Source organism: Isoptericola variabilis 225, assembly GCF_000215105.1.
Lineage (GTDB): Bacteria > Actinomycetota > Actinomycetes > Actinomycetales > Cellulomonadaceae > Isoptericola > Isoptericola variabilis_A.
Window position 1 is genome coordinate 2,654,799 of the sequence record NC_015588.1, and the last position, 16,878, is coordinate 2,671,676.

Annotated in this window: 12 protein-coding genes; 9 read left to right on the forward strand and 3 right to left on the reverse strand. The window is 75.9% G+C overall.

Annotation, left to right across the window (positions count from 1 at the left end; translation table 11 throughout):
* Positions 1 to 3 precede the first annotated feature (3 nt).
* Positions 4 to 687 (reverse strand): response regulator transcription factor, encoded by a 684-nt coding sequence (locus ISOVA_RS12215; protein ID WP_013839531.1) that lies wholly within the window; start codon positions 685 to 687, stop codon positions 4 to 6.
* Positions 688 to 857: 170 nt separating this feature from the next.
* Between ISOVA_RS12215 and ISOVA_RS12220 the strand changes: the two genes are divergently transcribed.
* The 3 genes from ISOVA_RS12220 (at position 858) to ISOVA_RS12230 (ending at position 3,474) form a co-directional block, all read left to right on the forward strand.
* Positions 858 to 2,261: a sensor histidine kinase gene (locus ISOVA_RS12220; protein WP_013839532.1), complete on the forward strand. Its 1,404-nt coding sequence runs from the start codon at positions 858 to 860 to the stop codon at positions 2,259 to 2,261.
* Positions 2,258 to 2,929 (forward strand): response regulator, encoded by a 672-nt coding sequence (locus ISOVA_RS12225; protein WP_013839533.1) that lies wholly within the window; start codon positions 2,258 to 2,260, stop codon positions 2,927 to 2,929. Before ISOVA_RS12220 ends, ISOVA_RS12225 begins: the two co-directional genes overlap by 4 nt.
* Positions 2,930 to 3,075: 146 nt before the next feature.
* A complete protein-coding gene (locus ISOVA_RS12230; RefSeq protein WP_013839534.1) occupies positions 3,076 to 3,474 on the forward strand; it encodes a TIGR03618 family F420-dependent PPOX class oxidoreductase in 399 nt (132 codons plus the stop codon).
* Positions 3,475 to 3,539: 65 nt separating this feature from the next.
* Here ISOVA_RS12230 and ISOVA_RS12235 read toward each other — a convergent pair whose 3' ends face one another.
* On the reverse strand, positions 3,540 to 4,307 hold the full coding sequence (locus ISOVA_RS12235; RefSeq protein ID WP_233275892.1) for a hypothetical protein: 768 nt from the start codon (positions 4,305 to 4,307) through the stop codon (positions 3,540 to 3,542).
* Between the two features lie 517 nt (positions 4,308 to 4,824).
* Here ISOVA_RS12235 and ISOVA_RS12240 point away from each other — a divergent pair.
* From ISOVA_RS12240 to ISOVA_RS12255, 4 genes are all read left to right on the forward strand, one after another.
* Complete coding sequence (locus ISOVA_RS12240; protein WP_013839536.1) at positions 4,825 to 5,664, forward strand: ABC transporter ATP-binding protein; 840 nt, start codon at positions 4,825 to 4,827, stop codon at positions 5,662 to 5,664.
* Positions 5,664 to 8,222, forward strand: a complete 2,559-nt coding sequence (locus ISOVA_RS12245; RefSeq protein WP_041295443.1) for an ABC transporter permease — start codon at positions 5,664 to 5,666, stop codon at positions 8,220 to 8,222. The genes ISOVA_RS12240 and ISOVA_RS12245 overlap by 1 nt, the downstream gene beginning before the upstream one ends.
* Positions 8,223 to 8,292: 70 nt before the next feature.
* The gene (locus ISOVA_RS15655) at positions 8,293 to 12,831 is read left to right on the forward strand and encodes an FtsK/SpoIIIE domain-containing protein (protein ID WP_013839538.1); all 4,539 of its coding nucleotides are present in this window, start codon (positions 8,293 to 8,295) and stop codon (positions 12,829 to 12,831) included.
* 138 nt (positions 12,832 to 12,969) lie between these two features.
* Positions 12,970 to 13,218 carry a WhiB family transcriptional regulator gene (locus ISOVA_RS12255; RefSeq protein ID WP_013839539.1) on the forward strand — a complete coding sequence of 83 codons (249 nt, stop codon included), beginning with the start codon at positions 12,970 to 12,972 and terminating at the stop codon, positions 13,216 to 13,218.
* A gap of 92 nt (positions 13,219 to 13,310) precedes the next feature.
* On the opposite strand, the gene ISOVA_RS12260 is transcribed toward ISOVA_RS12255, so the two are convergent.
* Positions 13,311 to 14,792 (reverse strand): sensor histidine kinase, encoded by a 1,482-nt coding sequence (locus ISOVA_RS12260; protein WP_013839540.1) that lies wholly within the window; start codon positions 14,790 to 14,792, stop codon positions 13,311 to 13,313.
* Between the two features lie 49 nt (positions 14,793 to 14,841).
* Between ISOVA_RS12260 and ISOVA_RS12265 the strand changes: the two genes are divergently transcribed.
* Positions 14,842 to 15,351, forward strand: a complete 510-nt coding sequence (locus ISOVA_RS12265; RefSeq protein WP_013839541.1) for a DUF2505 domain-containing protein — start codon at positions 14,842 to 14,844, stop codon at positions 15,349 to 15,351.
* Positions 15,352 to 15,484: 133 nt separating this feature from the next.
* Positions 15,485 to 16,831 carry an ABC transporter substrate-binding protein gene (locus ISOVA_RS12270; RefSeq protein WP_013839542.1) on the forward strand — a complete coding sequence of 449 codons (1,347 nt, stop codon included), beginning with the start codon at positions 15,485 to 15,487 and terminating at the stop codon, positions 16,829 to 16,831.
* Positions 16,832 to 16,878 lie beyond the last annotated feature (47 nt).

Consider the following 16,878-nt stretch of genomic DNA (forward strand, 5'->3'; position numbering starts at 1 on the left):
GTCTCAGCTCTGGCCGAGCTCGAACCGGAAGCCGAGTCCCCGGACGGTCGAGACGTACCGCGGGGAGTTCGCGTCGTCGCCGAGCTTGCGGCGCAGCCACGAGACGTGCATGTCGAGCGTCTTGGTCGAGCCGACCGGGTCGGAGCCCCAGACGTCGCGCATGAGGGTGTCGCGCAGCACGACCGAGCCCGCGTTGGCGACGAGCACCTTGAGCAGGTCGAACTCCTTGGTCGTCAGGTGCAGCTCACGCTCGCCCTGGAACGCCCGGTGCGCGGCGACGTCGACGCGCACGTCCTGCGCGCGCAGCTCCTCGTCCTCCGTCGTCTCGCCGTGGGTGCGGCGCAGCAGCGCCCGGACCCGGGCAAGCAGCTCGGCCAGCCGGAACGGCTTCGTGACGTAGTCGTCCGCACCAGCATCGAGGCCGACCACCAGGTCGACCTCGTCAGCGCGTGCCGTGAGCACCAGGACCGGGACGCTCAACCCCTTGGCCCGGATCTCCCGCGCGACGTCCAGCCCGTCCATGTCCGGAAGGCCCAGGTCGAGGACCACGATGTCCGCGTTCCCGGCGTTGTCAACGGCCCCTTGACCTGTTCCTTGCACCACGACGTCGTAACCCTCACGTGTGAGAGCTCGCGCCAAAGGCTCGGCAATCGCCGGGTCGTCCTCGGCCAGCAGTACGTGGGTCATTCCCCCATGCTAGCCGTATCGACCCAGGTCCCCGAGTCGTCCCCGCACCGCGCGTCTTTGCCAAGTCGTCGCCTCCGCGAGACCGCGTACGACCACGGTCGCAGCCGGGCGCCGTCGTGCTGCGACCGCGGGGGGACGCACCGCGCGCCGCGCGGGCCTAGCCTCGCACCATGTCCTGGTACGAGCGCGCCACCCGATGGTTCGAGACGCACCGGTTCGGGATCGACGTCGTGCTCGCCGCGTTCTTCGGCCTCTTCGTCGTCACGACCTCGGCCAACGTCTTCACGACCGGCGACCCCTGGGACGGGCGCGGCGGCATCATGCTGTGGTCCGCGCTGCTCGTCGTGCCGCTCGCGTGGCGCCGCACGCACCCCGTGGCCTCGGCCGTCGCGGTGTACGCGGTCGCGCTGTCGCACATGCTCGCGGGCTACCCGATCCTGCTGCCCGCCGACGTCGCGGTGCTCGTCGCGCTCTACGCCGTCACGGTCCACGGCCCGTCGTGGTCGCACCGCGTCGCGATGGCCTCGACGCTGGCCGGCTGCCTGCTCCTCACCGTGGCGCTCGCCGTGCACAGCCGCTCGATGCTGGGCCTTCTCGACGCCCTGCCCGTCTCCGTCTTCTGCGCGATGAGCGCGCTCGTCGTGTGGGCGTTCGCGCTCGTGCGGCGCTCGCGGCGCGTGACGCTCGAGGCGCTGCGCGACCGCGCGCGCCGCCTCGAGATCGAGCGCGACCAGCAGGCGCAGATCGCGACGGCGGCCGAGCGCGCCCGCATCGCGCGCGAGATGCACGACATCGTCGCCCACTCGCTGTCGATCGTCGTCGCACAGGCCGACGGCGGCCGGTACGCCGCGGCGTCCGACCCCGACGCCGCCGTGCGCTCGCTCGGTGTCATCAGCGAGACCGGGCGGGCCGCGCTGGCCGACATGCGCCGCCTGCTCGGCGTCCTGCGGTCCGACGACGGCGGTACCTCCGCGGCGGTCCGCGCCGCCCCCGAGGGGTCGGCCGCGGGGCACGGGCCGCGCGGCGAGAGCGCGGCCCGCCCCGCGGGGGCTGCGCCGTCGGTCACCGCGCCGCTGGCGCCGCAGCCGGACGACGCCGACGTCGAGCCCCTCGTGACGCAGGCGCGCGACGCCGGGATGCAGGTCTCGCTCGTGCGCGTCGGCACGCCGCGGCGGCTGCCGCCCGGCGCGGGCCTGACGCTGCACCGCGTCTGCCAGGAGGCCCTGACGAACGTGCGCAAGCACGCCGGCCCCGACCCGCGCGTCACCGTCGTCCTGCGCTGGGCCGAGCGGGACGTCGAGCTCGAGGTGTCCGACGACGGGCGCGGCGCCGCCGCGGCGGACGAGCCCGGCGCGGCCTCCGACGAACCGGGGTACGGGCTGCTCGGCATGCGCGAGCGCGCGGCCGTGTTCGGCGGCACGGTCACCGCCGGCCCGCGCCCGGGCGGCGGCTGGCGGGTACGGTTCACGATGCCGGTGCCGCCCGCCGCGGACGACCCCGACGAGACCGACGACGACGCGCCCGAGGCGAGCTCCGCCGTCGGGCAGCACGACCCGAGCACGGAGGTCCGATGACCAGCCCCATCCGCGTCGCGCTCGTCGATGACCAGCAGCTCGTCCGCGCGGGCTTCCGCATGGTCATCGACTCGCAGCCCGACCTCGAGGTCGTCGTGGAGGCCGGCGACGGCGCGCAGGCGCTGCGGCTGCTCGCGTCGCACGCGGTCGACGTCGTCCTCATGGACGTGCGCATGCCGAACCTCGACGGGCTGTCAGCGACCGCGCGGCTGACGGCGGCCGACGACGCACCGCGCGTCATCGTGCTCACGACGTTCGACCTCGACGAGTACGTCCTCGAGGCGATCCGCAGTGGCGCGAGCGGGTTCCTGCTCAAGGACGCGCCGCCCGAGGAGATGCTCGCCGCGATCCGGACGGTGCACCGCGGCGACGCCGTCATCGCGCCGTCCTCGACCCGGCGGCTGCTCGAGCACCTCGTGGGCGTGCTGCCCGCCGAGGGCTCGACCGTGGGGCACCCGGGGCTCGACGAGCTCACCGAGCGCGAGCGCGAGGTGCTCGTGCTCATGGCGCGCGGGCGCTCGAACGCCGAGATCGCCGACGAGCTGTACGTCGCCGAGGCGACCGTGAAGACGCACGTCGGGCGGATCCTCGCCAAGCTCGGCGTGCGCGACCGCGTGCAGGCCGTCGTCGCCGCGTACGAGGCGGGCCTGGTCCGCCCCGGCGCCTGAGCGAGCCTCCCACGAGTTGTCAGGCCCAGGCCGGGATATACGCGGGCGTGGACCTGACACCTCGCGAGTCCCACGAGTTGTCAGGCTCAGGCTGGGGTATACGTGAGCCTGGACCTGACAGGTTCCGCACACACAGGAGGAATGCCGTGCCGAAGCCGCCCCTGCCCCCCGACGTCGTCGACAAGCTGCGAGGCCCGAACCCTGCCGTGATGGCGACCGTCACCCCGACGGGTGCACCGGTCTCCGTCGCCACCTGGTACCTGTGGGACGACGACGAACGCCGCGTGCTGCTGAACCTCGACGCCACCCGGAAGCGCCTCGACCACCTGCGCAAGGAGCCGCGCGTCGGGCTCACGGTGCTCGACGGCGAGAACTGGTACCACCACGTGAGCCTGCGCGGGACGGTGGACCTCGTGGACGACACCGACCTCGCCGACATCGACCGCCTCGCCGTCCACTACACGGGCCAGCCGTACGCGAACCGGACGAGCCCCCGCGTCACGGCCTGGATGACGGTGACGGGCTACCACGTCTGGCCGTCCTGACCCACGTTCCTGGAGTTGTCAGGTCCACGCCGCGGTATGCCCCGGCGTGAACCTGACAACTCGGCTCAGGAGAACAGGTGGCGCCGGACGATCGCGAGCACGCGCTCGGGCTCGTACCGCGCCGCCATCGCGGGCAGGCGGATCCGCACCGTCCTCGTGTCGGCGCCGATCTCGGCGTCGCGCAGCAGGTCGTCGTACCAGCGATCGCGCTCGATGTGGCCGATGCCGTCGATCTCGACGACGAACCGGCGCCCGCCGGGCAGAACCCACTCGACGTCGAGGAAGCGCCGCAATCCCCGCGCGTCCGTCCGGACGGACTGTCGGAACGGCTCCGGCAGGCGCGCACGGCGGCACAGCCGCGCGAAGTCGATCTCCGCGAGCGAGTCCGCTCCGCCGGCGATGTCCGCGAGCGCGTGCCGCATCACCGCCCGGTGCCGCACGGCGCCGACCTCGTCGAGCATCGTCCGGAGCTCGGCCGGCGTCGCGAGGCGCTGCTGCACGACGGCCGCCACGAGGCCTGCGGCGGTCCGCCACGACCGCTGCCACGCGGCCGCGTCGACGGCCGCCCGCGCCACCGTGTGGACCGGCAGACCGTCCACCTCGACGACGTGGTCGTCGCGCAGCCGCCGCGACTCGTGCACCGTCAGCCACGGGTGCCGGTCGGGCGTCGCACCGCGCGGGACGACGACGTGGATCGGCTCCCGGAACCAGTTCTCGATGCCGTGCACCTCGAGCGCCGACCACGCACCGATGACGCTGCCTCGCGGTGCACCGAGCACCGCTGCCCAGCGCTTCGCCGACCTCGACAGCGGGCCGCGGTGCGTGACCAGCACCTGCTCGCTGAGCGATCGCCACCGCAAGGCTCGCACATGGAGGCGGACGTGGTCGTCCCGCACCCCGAGGGCGGCCAGCTGGGCACGCGTCACCACCCTGCTCTGCCTGCGCAGCAACGGGCTCAGTCCTGGGACGGCGGTGTACACCCGTGAGGAGCCGGTCATGGACCCGACCATGGCCGGTGCGCCCGCGCACGGGCCGACGTCGGGCACCGTGCTGTGGACGACGGACACCTGGGGGCGACCTCCCCCGTTGTCAGGCCCACGCCGCGGTATGCACGCTCCCGGCAACGCCGAGTTGTCAGCACCACGCAGGGGTATACCCCGGCGTGACCCTGACAAGTCCCCCGGGGTGGGGTCATACCTGGGTATGACGCGGGCGGCGGCGACAACCAGCCGCTGGGCCGACGCGGCGCCCACCAGCGCCGACGTAGCGTCGTCGGTGTCCTGGGGAGCCTGCCTGAAGCGGGCGCCCCGGGGCACCAGGACATCTGACGCAGAGACCGGAGAGACCGCCGTGGACACCACCGTGTTCGTCCCCGTCGCCGACCGCGACGCCCCCGCCACCCCGACGCTCGCCGTCCGGGCGCGCGCCCTGACCAAGACCTACGGCAAGGGTGAGGCGCAGGTCCGCGCGCTCGACGGCGTCGACGTCGACTTCGAGGCCGGCCGCTTCACCGCGATCATGGGCCCGTCGGGCTCGGGCAAGTCGACGCTCATGCACCTGCTCGCGGGCCTCGACTCGGCCACGAGCGGGCAGGCGTTCATCGGCGGCACCGAGGTCACGGGCATGGGCGACAAGGCCCTGACCCAGCTGCGGCGCGACCGCATCGGGTTCGTGTTCCAGCAGTTCAACCTGCTGCCGATGTTCACCGCCGAGCAGAACATCACGCTCCCGGTCGAGCTCGCGGGCGGGACGGTGGACCGGCAATGGCTCGACGTGCTCGTGCGCACGCTCGGCCTCGGCCAGCGGCTCGAGCACCGCCCGAGCGAGCTGTCGGGCGGCCAGCAGCAGCGCGTGGCGATCGCCCGCGCGCTCGTCGCCCAGCCCGAGGTCGTGTTCGCCGACGAGCCGACGGGCAACCTCGACTCCCGCTCGGGCGCGGAGGTGCTGAGCTTCCTGCGCCGCTCGGTGCGCGAGCTGGGCCGCACGATCATCATGGTCACGCACGACCCGACGGCCGCGGCGTACGCCGACCGCGTCGTCCTCATCGCCGACGGCCGCATCGCCGGCGAGATCTCCGACCCGACGCCCGAGGCCGTCCTCGCCGGCCTCGACGCGCTGCGCTCGCTCGAGACGCCCGTCGCCGGGTCCGGGGCGGGCGCGCACGACGGCGGCGCGAAGGTGGGTGCGTGATGCTGCGCCTGACCCTCGCGCAGATGCGCAGGAGCGTCGGCCGCCTCACCGCGGCCGGCGTCGCGATCGTCATCGGCACCGCGTTCGTCGCCGCGACGCTGCTCGCGGGCAACGTCATGACGCGCACCACCTACGACTCGATCGCCGCCCGGTACGCCGGCGCCGAGCTGGTCGTCCAGGACCGCTCCGGCATGCTCACGCCCGACGACGTCGCCGCCGTCGCGCAGGTCGACGGGGTCGCGGCCGTCGAGCCCCTCGGCAACACCTACCTCGAGCTGACGAGCGGCAGCCGGACGGTCTTCCAGGGAGTCATCGCGACGACGTCGGACCCCGACCTCATGCCGCTCGTGCTCGCCGACGGCGCGTGGCCCGACGGCGCGGGCGAGGTCGCCCTGCCGCCCGACGTGGCGGAGCGGCTCGGCGTCGGCGTGGGCGACCCCGTCACGGTCCTGCGCGACGTCGTGGACGACGAGGGCGCGTACGACCGCGTGCGCGAGCGGCTCACCGTGACGGGCCTCGTCGAGGACCCGTACGGCGCGTACGCGATGTTCGGCGGTGCGGGCGTGCTGGACGCCGACGTCGTGCAGGAGTGGTCGGCCGCCACGCTCCCGCCGGGCGAGCAGGTGACGTACGGCGACGCGCTGATCGCGCTCGACCCGTCCGCCGACGTCGAGGCGACCGAGGCCGCCGTGGCCGCGGCCGTGCGCGACGACCTCACGGTGCGCACGCCCGACGAGCACGCGGCCGCGGTCGCGGCCCAGCTCACGGGTGGCGAGGACCTCGTCTTCATGATCTTCGTGCTCACGTTCGCGGCGATCGCGCTGCTCGTGGCGGGCCTCGTCATCGCCAACACGTTCCAGGTGCTGGTGGCCCAGCGCACCCGCACGCTGGCCCTGCTGCGCTGCGTCGGCGCGAACAAGGGCCAGATCGGCCGCGGCGTCCTGCTCGAGGCGGGCATCCTCGGCGCGGTCTCCTCGGCGGCGGGCGTCGTGCTCGGCGCCGTCCTCGGGCAGGCGGCCCTGTGGGTCGCGAGCACGCAGGACCTCGGCGTCCCGCTGCCGACCTCGATCACCGTGACGTGGCAGGTCGTGGTGATCCCGATCGCCGTCGGCACGCTCGTGACCGTCCTCTCGGCGCTCGTGCCGGCGCGGGCCGCGACGCGCGTGGCCCCGCTCGCCGCGCTGCGCCCGTCGGAGGCCCCCTCGGCCGCCCGCGGCGCCGGCCGCGTGCGGCTCGTGCTCTCGGTCGTCGCCGCGGTCGTCGGCTTCGCGATGCTGGGCGGCGGCGCGGCGCTGGGCCTCGTGGCGCAGGAGCCCACGACGGGCCTCCTGCTCGGCATCGCGGGCGGCGGGCTGTCGTTCGTCGGCGTGGCGGTCGGCGCGGTGTTCTGGCTGCCGCGCGTCACCGCGCTCGCCGGACGCCTGGCGGGCTCCTCGGGCCCGACGGCGCGGCTCGCCGCGGCGAACACGCTGCGGAACCCGCGCCGCACGGCCGCGACGTCGACCGCGCTGCTCATCGGCGTCACGCTCGTCGCCATGATGTCGACGGGCGCCGCGAGCGCCCGCACGTCGCTGACCACGGCGCTCGACACCAGGTACCCGGTCGACGTCTCGCTCAGCTCGCAGACGTGGGACGAGCAGGGCGACGTCGGCGCGCTGCCGCCGGCGCTCGCGCCCGAGCTCGCGCGGGTCGACGGCGTCGCCGCGGTCACGGAGGTCGCGACGGCGACGGTCGAGGGCCCGGACCAGGCCGCGATCGAGCTCGACGGCGTCAGCCCCGCGGCGGCCGACGCGGCGCTGCGGTTCCCGGCGGCGCTCGAGGACCTCGCGCCCGGCACGGTCGTCCTGTCCGGCGGGGACGCGGCGGCCCTCGACGTGAGCGCGGGCGACTCGCTCGCGCTGCAGGGCCCCGGGGGCTCGTCCGTGCTGACGGTCGCCGTCACGGACGCCGAGCTCGCGCGGCCGGTCGTCACGCGCGACGACCTCGCCACCCTGGTCGACGACGCGCCCGCGGCGACCCTGTGGGTCGCGCTCGAGGACCCGGCCGCCGCGGCCGCCGTGGTGCGGGACGTCCAGGACGTCGTCGCCGACAGCGGTGCGGCCGTCGGAGTGTCGGGCGCGGCGGTCGAGCGTGCGGGCTACGAGCAGGTCGTCGACACGATGCTCGGCATCGTCCTGGGCCTGCTCGCCGTGGCGGTCGTCATCGCGCTCATCGGCGTCGCGAACACGCTCTCGCTGTCGGTGATCGAGCGCCGTCGCGAGTCGGCGACGCTGCGCGCGATCGGCCTGTCGAAGGGCCAGCTGCGCGGCATGCTCGCGATCGAGGGCCTGCTCATCGCGGGTGTGGGCGCGGTGCTCGGCATCGTCCTCGGCCTGGTGTACGGGTGGGCGGGCTCGGCGGCCGCGCTCGGCGTGATGGGCGACGTCGTGCTCGCCGTGCCGTGGCGCGAGATCGGGCTCGTGGTGCTCGTCGCGGCGGTCGCGGGGCTGGTGGCGTCGGTCGTCCCGGCGCGGTCGGCGGTGCGCACGTCGCCCGTCGAGGCCCTCGCCACGGAGTAGCGACCGGCCGCCCGCGCGGTTGTCCACAGGCCGCCCACGGCGGCCGCCCGGAACGGGCACCCTGGGGACCATGTCCGAGGTCCCCGGGGTGCCCGTCGCCGTTCCTGCGCACGTCGCGGCGCCCGACGCCGTCCGGCTCACCGTGCACCCGGGCGAGGACGTCGAGGTGCGGGCGGGCACGACGGTCGGCGAGCTGCGCGAGCCGCTCGCCGTCCTGCTGCGCCGCCCGGAGCTGCGGCGCGCCGCTCTCGAGGCGGGTGGTGTGCCGCTGTCCGACGGTGACGTCGTCGGGCGGCGGCCGCTCCTCGCGGGCGGCACGGTGCGCGCCGTGCCGGTGGGTGCGCCGGTCGCTCCGCGGCGGGCCGACCACGAGCGCGACGTGGCGGCGGTGCGCGCCCCGTGGTGCGTCACGAGGTGCAGCGGCCCGGGCGCGGGCGAGGCGTGGCCGCTCGGTCCGTCCGGGCCGGGCGAGGCGCCGCTCGTGCTCGACGGCGGTGGCGTGCGGGTGCAGGTGCGTCCCGGCGGGCGGCGGCGCGCCCGGGTCGTGGTGCGGCGCGAGCCGGGGTCGCGCGGGCCCGTCGCGCTCGTCCGTCCGCCGGGCGCGGGAGGGCGGCGCCGGCGTCCGGGGCTGGTCCGGCGGCGCTGGCGCCCGGGGGACACGCTCGAGGTGGGCGGCACCGCGTTCGCGCTCCACCGCTCGGGCGACGTGGTCGCCTGGCTCGCCCCCGAGCCCCCCGCGGACCAGGACGCGAGCGTGCCCGGTCTCGCCACGCTCGCCGCGGCGGCCGTCCCGGTCGCCGGGTCGCTCCTGCTCGCGGCGACGCTCCGGCAGCCCGCGTACGCGCTCTTCTCGCTCGTCGGCGTGCTCGCGCTGGTGCCGCACGTGGTCGGGCTCGTGCGGCGGCGCCGGTCCGCCGGGCACGCGACGGCCCGGCCCGCCCCCGAGCCGCCCGAGGCGGCGCCTCCCGAGCCGGGCCGCGACCCGGCGGTGCTGCTGGCCCGGCTGGTCGCCGCCCACGAGGCGTCCGACGGCGCGTGGCGTCGGGCGCTGCGCGCGGCCGCGGCGCGGCGGTCCGGCCCGCGGTCCGCCGTCCCCGCCGATGCCGGCACCGGACCGCACCTGCCCGACGGCGCGCTCGCCGTGCGGGGCCCGGTCGACGCGGCGCGTGCGGTCGCCCGCGCCGTCGTGCTCGACCTGGCCGCGCACGGGGCGCAGGTCGAGGTCACCGGCGGCGGCCGCGACGCGTGGTCGTGGTGCCGGTGGCTGCCCGCCGCCGACGGCCCCGCGGCGGGGCGGCTCGTCGTCGTCGACGGGGCCGGCGAGCCGGCGGCCGCGCTCGTCGCCGCGGACGCCGCGCGCTCCCGGGGCGCCGCCGTCGTGCTGTGCCTGCCCGACGGCGTGACGCCGCCCGCGTGGTGCCGCGCGGTGACCACGGTGCGTCCCGACGGCCGCGTGCGGCGGGTCGCCCCCGACGGGACCGACACGGTCGAGCCGCTCGTGGGCGTCACCGCCGCGTGGGCCGAGCGCGCGGCACGGCGCCTCGCGGGCCTGGCGACGCTGCGCCGCTCGCTCACGGACCTCGACGCACCGTCGGCCACGGACCGGCCCGCGAGCGACGACGTCGACCCGGCCGACCCCCGCCTGCCGGCGACCGTCCCGCTGCTCGACCTCCTCGACAGCGCCGCGTCGCCGGGCACGGCCTGGCGCACCACCACCGACTGGGCCGTGCCGCTCGGCGTCGGCGCCGACGGGCGTCCGGTGTCGCTCGACCTCGTCGCGGACGGGCCGCACCTGCTCGTCGCGGGGACCACCGGCGCGGGCAAGTCCGAGCTGCTCCAGACGCTCGTGCTCGGCCTCGCGCTGCGCCGCTCGCCCGGCGACCTCGCGCTCGCGCTGGTCGACTTCAAGGGTGGCGCGTCGTTCGGTGCGTGCGCCGACCTGCCGCACGTCGTCGGGCAGGTCACCGACCTCGAGCCCGGCCTCGCCGGGCGCGCGCTCGCCGGGCTGCGCGCCGAGCTCCACCGCCGCGAGCGCCTGCTCGCCGACCACCGGGTCTCCGACGCCGCCGACCTTCCCGCGGGCGTGCTGCCACGGCTCGTCGTCGTCATCGACGAGTTCCGCGCGCTCGCCGACGACCTGCCCGAGTTCCTGCCCGGCCTGCTGCGGGTCGCCGCCCAGGGGCGGTCGCTCGGCGTGCACCTCGTGCTCGCCACGCAGCGGCCGGCGGGCGCGGTGAGCTCCGACGTGCGCGCCAACGTCTCGGCGCGGATCGCGCTGCGCGTGGTCGACGCGGCCGACGCGCACGACGTGGTCGAGACGGGCGCCGCCGCGCGCATCCCGGTCGGCCTGCCGGGGCGCGCGGTCCTGCGCGTCGGGGCCGGCGCGCCCGTCGCCCTGCAGTGCGCGCACGCCGGCGGGGTGCCCGACGGCGGTGGGCCGGTCGCGCGACGGGCTCCGGTGTGGTCCGCGCCCCGGCCGCCGGGCGCCCGGACGACGGGCGCGCTGACGCCGGCACCGGCCGGCGACGCCGGGCGCGTGGCGGACCCGGCCGACGTCGTCGCCGAGCTCGTCGCCGCGGCGCGGTCCGCGGCACGGCGCCTCGGCCTCGCGCCGGGACCAGCGCCGTGGCTGCCACCGCTGCCCGACCGGGTCGTTGCCGAGGACCTGCCGCCCACGCCGCTGCCCGCCGGCGTGCTGCCGCTCGCGCTCGGGGACGCGCCCGCGGAGCAGCGCCGCGTGGTCGTGGGATGGGACCCGGGCGACGGCCACCTGGCCGTGGTGGGCCGTGCGCGGTCGGGCCGGTCGACGGCGCTGCTCGGCCTCGCGCACGCGGCGCTCGAGCGCGGCTGGCACGTCCACGCGCTCGTGCCGCCGTCGGCCGCCGCGACCTTCGGCCGGCTGGCGGACCACCCCGGGTTCGGCACGCTCGCCGGTCCGGACGACCCTCGACGTGCCGCTCGCCTCCTTCGGCTGCTGTCGGCGCCGGGCGGCGCACCCGACGGCACACACGACGGCGGGCCCGACGGTGCGCCGGAGGACCCGCGCGTGCTCGTCGTCGTCGACGGCGTCGAGGAGCTGCGCGCGACGCTGGCCGGCGCCGACCGGTGGGACCCGCTCACGACCGCCCTCGCCGCGGGGCGCGCGGCGTTCGCGCTGAGCGCCGACGGCGCGACGGTCGGCGGCGTCGCGTCGCGGGTCGGTCCCCGCCTCGTGCTGCTGGGGACCGACAAGCACGCCGACGTGGTGCTCGGCGCCCCGTCCGACCTCGCCGGCACGGGCGGCCCGCCCGGCCGCGCGGCGTGGCTCGCCACCGACCGCGCCCTCGTCTGCCAGGCGATCCTGCCCGGCGGCGGCGCCCCGGCGGGAGGCCGGCCCGCGACCGCGCCGGTGCGGGTCCGGCCGCTGCCGGCCGTGGTCCGGGCGCGCGACCTCGGCGGTCCCCCGGACGCCGCGGCCGAGGTTCTCGTCGGTCTGGGCGGCGACGACGCCGCGCCGGTCGCCCTCGACGTGGGTCGCGGCGCGCTGGTCGTCGGCCCGCGGGGCTCGGGCCGCACGACGGTGCTGCGCCTCCTCGTGCGGCGGCTCGCGGCGACGGGACTGCTGGGCGGCGTCGTCTCCCGCGACGCCGCGCCGCGCGACGAGGCCGGTGCGGGCGGCGCACCGTCGGCGGACCACTCGGGCGCGCGGGTGCGCGAGCTGCTCGCGCGGCTGAGCACGGAACGCGGCGGCGGGCGGGTCCTCGTCGTCGACGACCTGGACGCGCTCTCGCAGACGTCCCCGGTCGAGTGCGAGCAGCTCGCCGCGCTCGCGGAGCAGGGCTGGGCGGTGGTCGCCTCGGCGACGACGACGGGCGCCCTCCTGGCGCACCGCGGCCCGCTCGCCGAGCTGCGCGGGCGGCGCACCGGCGTCGTGCTCGCGCCGGGCGAGCGCGGGTCCGAGGAGGTCTTCGGCACGCCGCTGGTGGACGCCGTCGAACCGGGCCCGCCGCGACCCGGACGTGGTGCGCTCGTCCGGGCGGGCGCCGTCGTGCCCCTGCAGGTGGCGCTCCCCGGCGAGCAGGCCGGCGAGGACCCGCGGTCCCCGGCGGACGGCTCCGCGTCAGCCCGTGGTCGCGTCGACGACCCGGCGCGTCATGAGCAGCACGATCACCGCGACCGAGACGACCAGGAGCACGACCCCGCCGAGGACGGCCCAGGTCGCCCCGGCGCTGAGCAGGGAGACGCCGACGAGAGCCTGGAGGATCTGCCACGTGATGATGGGCGCCCGGCCGCCGCGACGCCCGGCCCAGACGCTGCGTGCGGCGGCGAGCAGCGCGGCCGCGACGCCGAGGAAGAACAGGACGAGGAAGATGCTCACGGCCACCGAGCCGGAGCCGCCCCCGACCAGCTCGATGACGACCGCACCGGCGGCGACGCCGAGGAGGACCGCCTCGAGAGCGACGGCGGCCAGGACGAGGCGCAGCGCGACCGGGTGCGACGGGGAACCGCCGCTCGTACTCTCGGAGGGGGTGACAGAGGGGGCCATCGCACGCCAGGATACGTGCGACCTGGGGTTTCACGACATTGTGACCAAGGCCTCACGGTTCACGCCGGAGAAACTTCGGCGTAACCCCTTGTGCGCCCCTTCACGAGGCGTCACCCTGGAAGGCAGATTCTGTTCATCCCTGAACGATCCGGCCTCGGCGGCATGCCCGCGCACGCGCGGCGGCACCGCCTCGAGGTCGGGACGAACACCGAGGAGACTGACATGGACTGGCGCCACAAGGCCGCCTGCCTCGACGAGGACCCGGAGCTCTTCTTCCCGATCGGCAACACGGGCCCTGCCCTGCTCCAGATCGAGGAGGCCAAGGCGGTCTGCCGCCGCTGCGAGGTCGTCGACACGTGCCTGAAGTGGGCCATCGAGTCCGGACAGGACGCGGGCGTCTGGGGCGGCATGAGCGAGGACGAGCGCCGCGCGCTCAAGCGCCGCACGGCGCGCGCCCGCCGCGCCGGCTGACACGCCGACCCCGAGGCAGAACGCCCCGTCCGCTCACCGAGCGGACGGGGCGTTCTCTCGTGTGCCGGCCTTCTCCCTCGGCGCGTGCGCTCCTACCTCGAGGTGGAGGCACCGTCGCGCAGCTCGGCCTCGAGCACGACCTGCGTGCCGCCTCCCTCGCGCGGCTCCCACCGGATCGTCCCGCCGAGCTCGTTGACCACGAGCGTCTGCACGATCTGCGACCCGAGCCCGCTGCGCGACGCACGCCCCAGCACGTCGATCCCCTCGGCCATCCCCACGCCGTCGTCGGCCACGACGACGCGCAACGACGACCCCTCGCGCTGCACGTCGATCGAGACGACGCCCGACTCACGGCCCGGGAACCCGTGCTCGACGGCGTTGGTCACGAGCTCGGTGAGCACGAGCGCGAGCGGCGTCGCGTCCTGCGCGGGCACGAGGCCGAACGACCCGGTCTGGCGCGTGCTCACGCGCGTCGCGGTCGACGCGACGTCGGCCGCGAGCCGCAGCGCACGGCGCAGCATGTCGTCGAGCTCGACCTGCTCCTCGAGCGTCTGCGAGAGCGACTCGTGCACGAGCGAGATCGTCGCGACGCGGCGCATGGCCTCCTCGAGCGCGGCGCGCGCCTCGGGCACGTCCATGCGGCGGGCCTGCAGCCGCAGCAGCGCCGCGACCGTCGCCAGGTTGTTCTTGACGCGGTGGTGGATCTCGCGGATCGTCGCGTCCTTCGTCATGAGCTCGCGCTCGCGGCGGCGCAGCTCGGACACGTCGCGGCACAGCAGGACGGCGCCGATGCGCTGCCCGTGGTCGGTCAGCGGCAGCGCACGCAGCGACAGCGCCACTCCCCCGGCCTCGATGTCGGTGCGCCACGGCGCCCGGCCCATGACGACGAGCGGCAGCGACTCGTCCACGGTGCTCTGGTGCTCGACGAGGTCCGCGGTGACCTCGACGAGCGACTGGCCCACGAGCGGCCCGATGACCCCGAGCCGGTGGAAGCACGACAGCGCGTTGGGGCTCGCGTAGAGCACCTCGCCCTCGGAGTTGAGCCGGATGAGGCCGTCGCCGACGCGCGGGGCGCCGCGCCGGGGACCGGTCGCCGCGTTGGGCGCCGGGTACTCGCCGCGCGCGATCATCGCGAGCAGGTCGTCCGCGGCCTCGACGTAGTTGAGCTCGAGGCGGCTCGGTGTGCGGCCCGAGCCGAGGTTGGTCTGCCGGGCGACGACGGCGATCGGGCGACCGTCGTGCACCACGGGCACGGCCTCCTCGCGCACCGCGTACGCGCCGAACCAGCGCGGCTCGCGCGAGCGCTGCGAGCGACCCTCGGCCATGGCCGCGGCGAGCTGTGGCCGCTGCCCCTCGGGCGCGGACGACCCGACGATGTCGTCGTAGTGGACGGTCGCTCCCGTGCTCGGCCGGCACTGCGCGATGGCCACGAACGAGCCGTCGGCGGTCGGCAGCCAGAGCACGAGGTCGGCGAACGCGAGGTCCGAGACCACCTGCCAGTCACCGACGAGCAGGTGCAGCCACTCGACGTCGGAGGGCGACAGGTCGGCGTGCTGGGCGATGAGGTCACTCATGGCGGACACGGCCCCCAGCCTACGGGCGCACGGTCGGTAGTGTTTGCGTGTGCACCTGACCGTGGAGCTCACCTATCCGGCCGACGTCGACGCGGTCGCCGCGATGCTCGCGGACGAGTCCTCCGTGCGCTGGCGGACGGCCCGCAGCACGACGGGCGGCACGCTCGAGGCCGCCGACGTGACCGGCAGCCTCGACTCCGGGTTCACCGTGGCCGTGCGCCGCACCATGCCGGTCGACACCATCACCGGCCACGTGCGCCATCTCGTGGGCGACCAGGTCGAGGTGCGTCAGGTCGAGGCGTACGAGCCGCCGTCCGGCGGCCGCATGGTCGGCACCGTCGCGATCGAGATCGTGGGCGCGCCCGTCCGCATCACCGGCACCGTGCGCGTCGAGCCGCTGCCCGACGGCGGCACCCGCCACGTGTACGACGGGGACGTCCACGCGACGGTCCCCCTCTTCGCCAACGCCGTGGCCGAGGCCGCGGCCGCCGCCGCGCGGCGCACGCTCGAGGCCGACGCCGATGCGGCCCGCGCCTGGCTCGCCGAGCACGCCGGGTAACGATCCGGTCACCGCACTTGACGCGCGGACCTCCGCGAGGGAAGCATCGGCCACGGCTGTGGAAGCGCTACCACGATGGAGGTGGAAGCGCTCCCAAGAGTCTTCGACCGATCGACCAGACAAGGGAGTCATCGTGCACAGCAGCACCCGACCCGCCGGACGGACCCGGCGCCTCGCCGCGGTCACCGGCGGCATCGCCTCCATCTCGCTCGTCCTCACGGCGTGCGGCAGCGGCACCGACGACGGCTCGGGCACGGGCTCCGACGCGGAGAACGGCTCGGGCGAGGAGATCACCCTCACCGTCGCGACCTTCAACAACTTCGGCTACACCGACGAGCTCCTCGCGCAGTACGAGGAGGAGAACCCGGGCGTCACCATCGAGCACGTCACCGCCGCCCGCTCCGAGGACGCCCGCACCAACCTCACGACCAAGCTCGCCGCCGGCGGCGAGGGCCTCGCCGACATCGAGGCCATCGAGGTCGACTGGCTCCCCGAGCTCATGCAGTACCCCGACCTCTTCACCGACCTGACCGACCCCGAGCTCGAGGGCCGCTGGGTCGACTGGAAGGTCGAGCAGGCCACCACGCCCGACGGCAAGCTCATCGGCTACGGCACCGACATCGGCCCCGAGGCCATCTGCTACCGGGCCGACCTCTTCGAGGCCGCAGGCCTGCCGAGCGACCGCGAGGAGGTCGCCGAGCTCCTCGGCGGCGAGGACGCCACGTGGGAGGAGTACTTCGAGGTCGGCCGCCAGTTCGTGGCGGCCTCCGACGCCGCGTGGTTCGACGGCGCCACCCCGACCTACCAGGGCATGATCAACCAGGTCATGGACGCCTACGAGGACCCGGCCACGGGCGAGCCGAAGGACCTCGCGACGAACACCGTCGTCAAGGACCTCTACGACACGATCGTCCAGGCCGCGGTGACCGACGGCCTGTCCGCCGGGCTCGAGCAGTGGAGCGGTGACTGGGACGCAGCGTTCCAGAACGACGGCTTCGCGACCATGCTCTGCCCCGCCTGGATGACCGGCCCGATCGAGGAGCGCGCCGGCGGCATCACCGGCTGGGACGTCGCCGACGTCTTCCCCGGCGGTGGCGGCAACTGGGGCGGCTCGTTCCTGACCGTCCCGGCCTCGGGTGACCACACCGAGGAGGCGAAGAAGCTCGCCGCGTGGCTGACCGCGCCCGAGCAGCAGATCGCCGCGTTCGAGGCCGCGGGCACGTTCCCGTCGCAGCTCGAGGCGCAGGCCTCCGAGCAGGTGCAGTCGTTCACCAACGGCTTCTTCAACGAGGCGCCCGTGGGCCAGATCTTCTCCTCGCGCGCCCGGGCGATCGAGGGCGCCCCGTTCAAGGGCCCGAACTACTTCTCGATCCACCAGTCGGTGCAGAACGCGCTGCTGCGCGTCGACGTGACCAAGGAGCAGGACGCCGAGGCCAGCTGGCAGGGCGCGCTCGACGAGTTCGCCTCGCTCGGGCTCTGACCCAGGCGACCGGGGCGCGAGCCCCGGTCACCGCCCGGCCGGGCCGG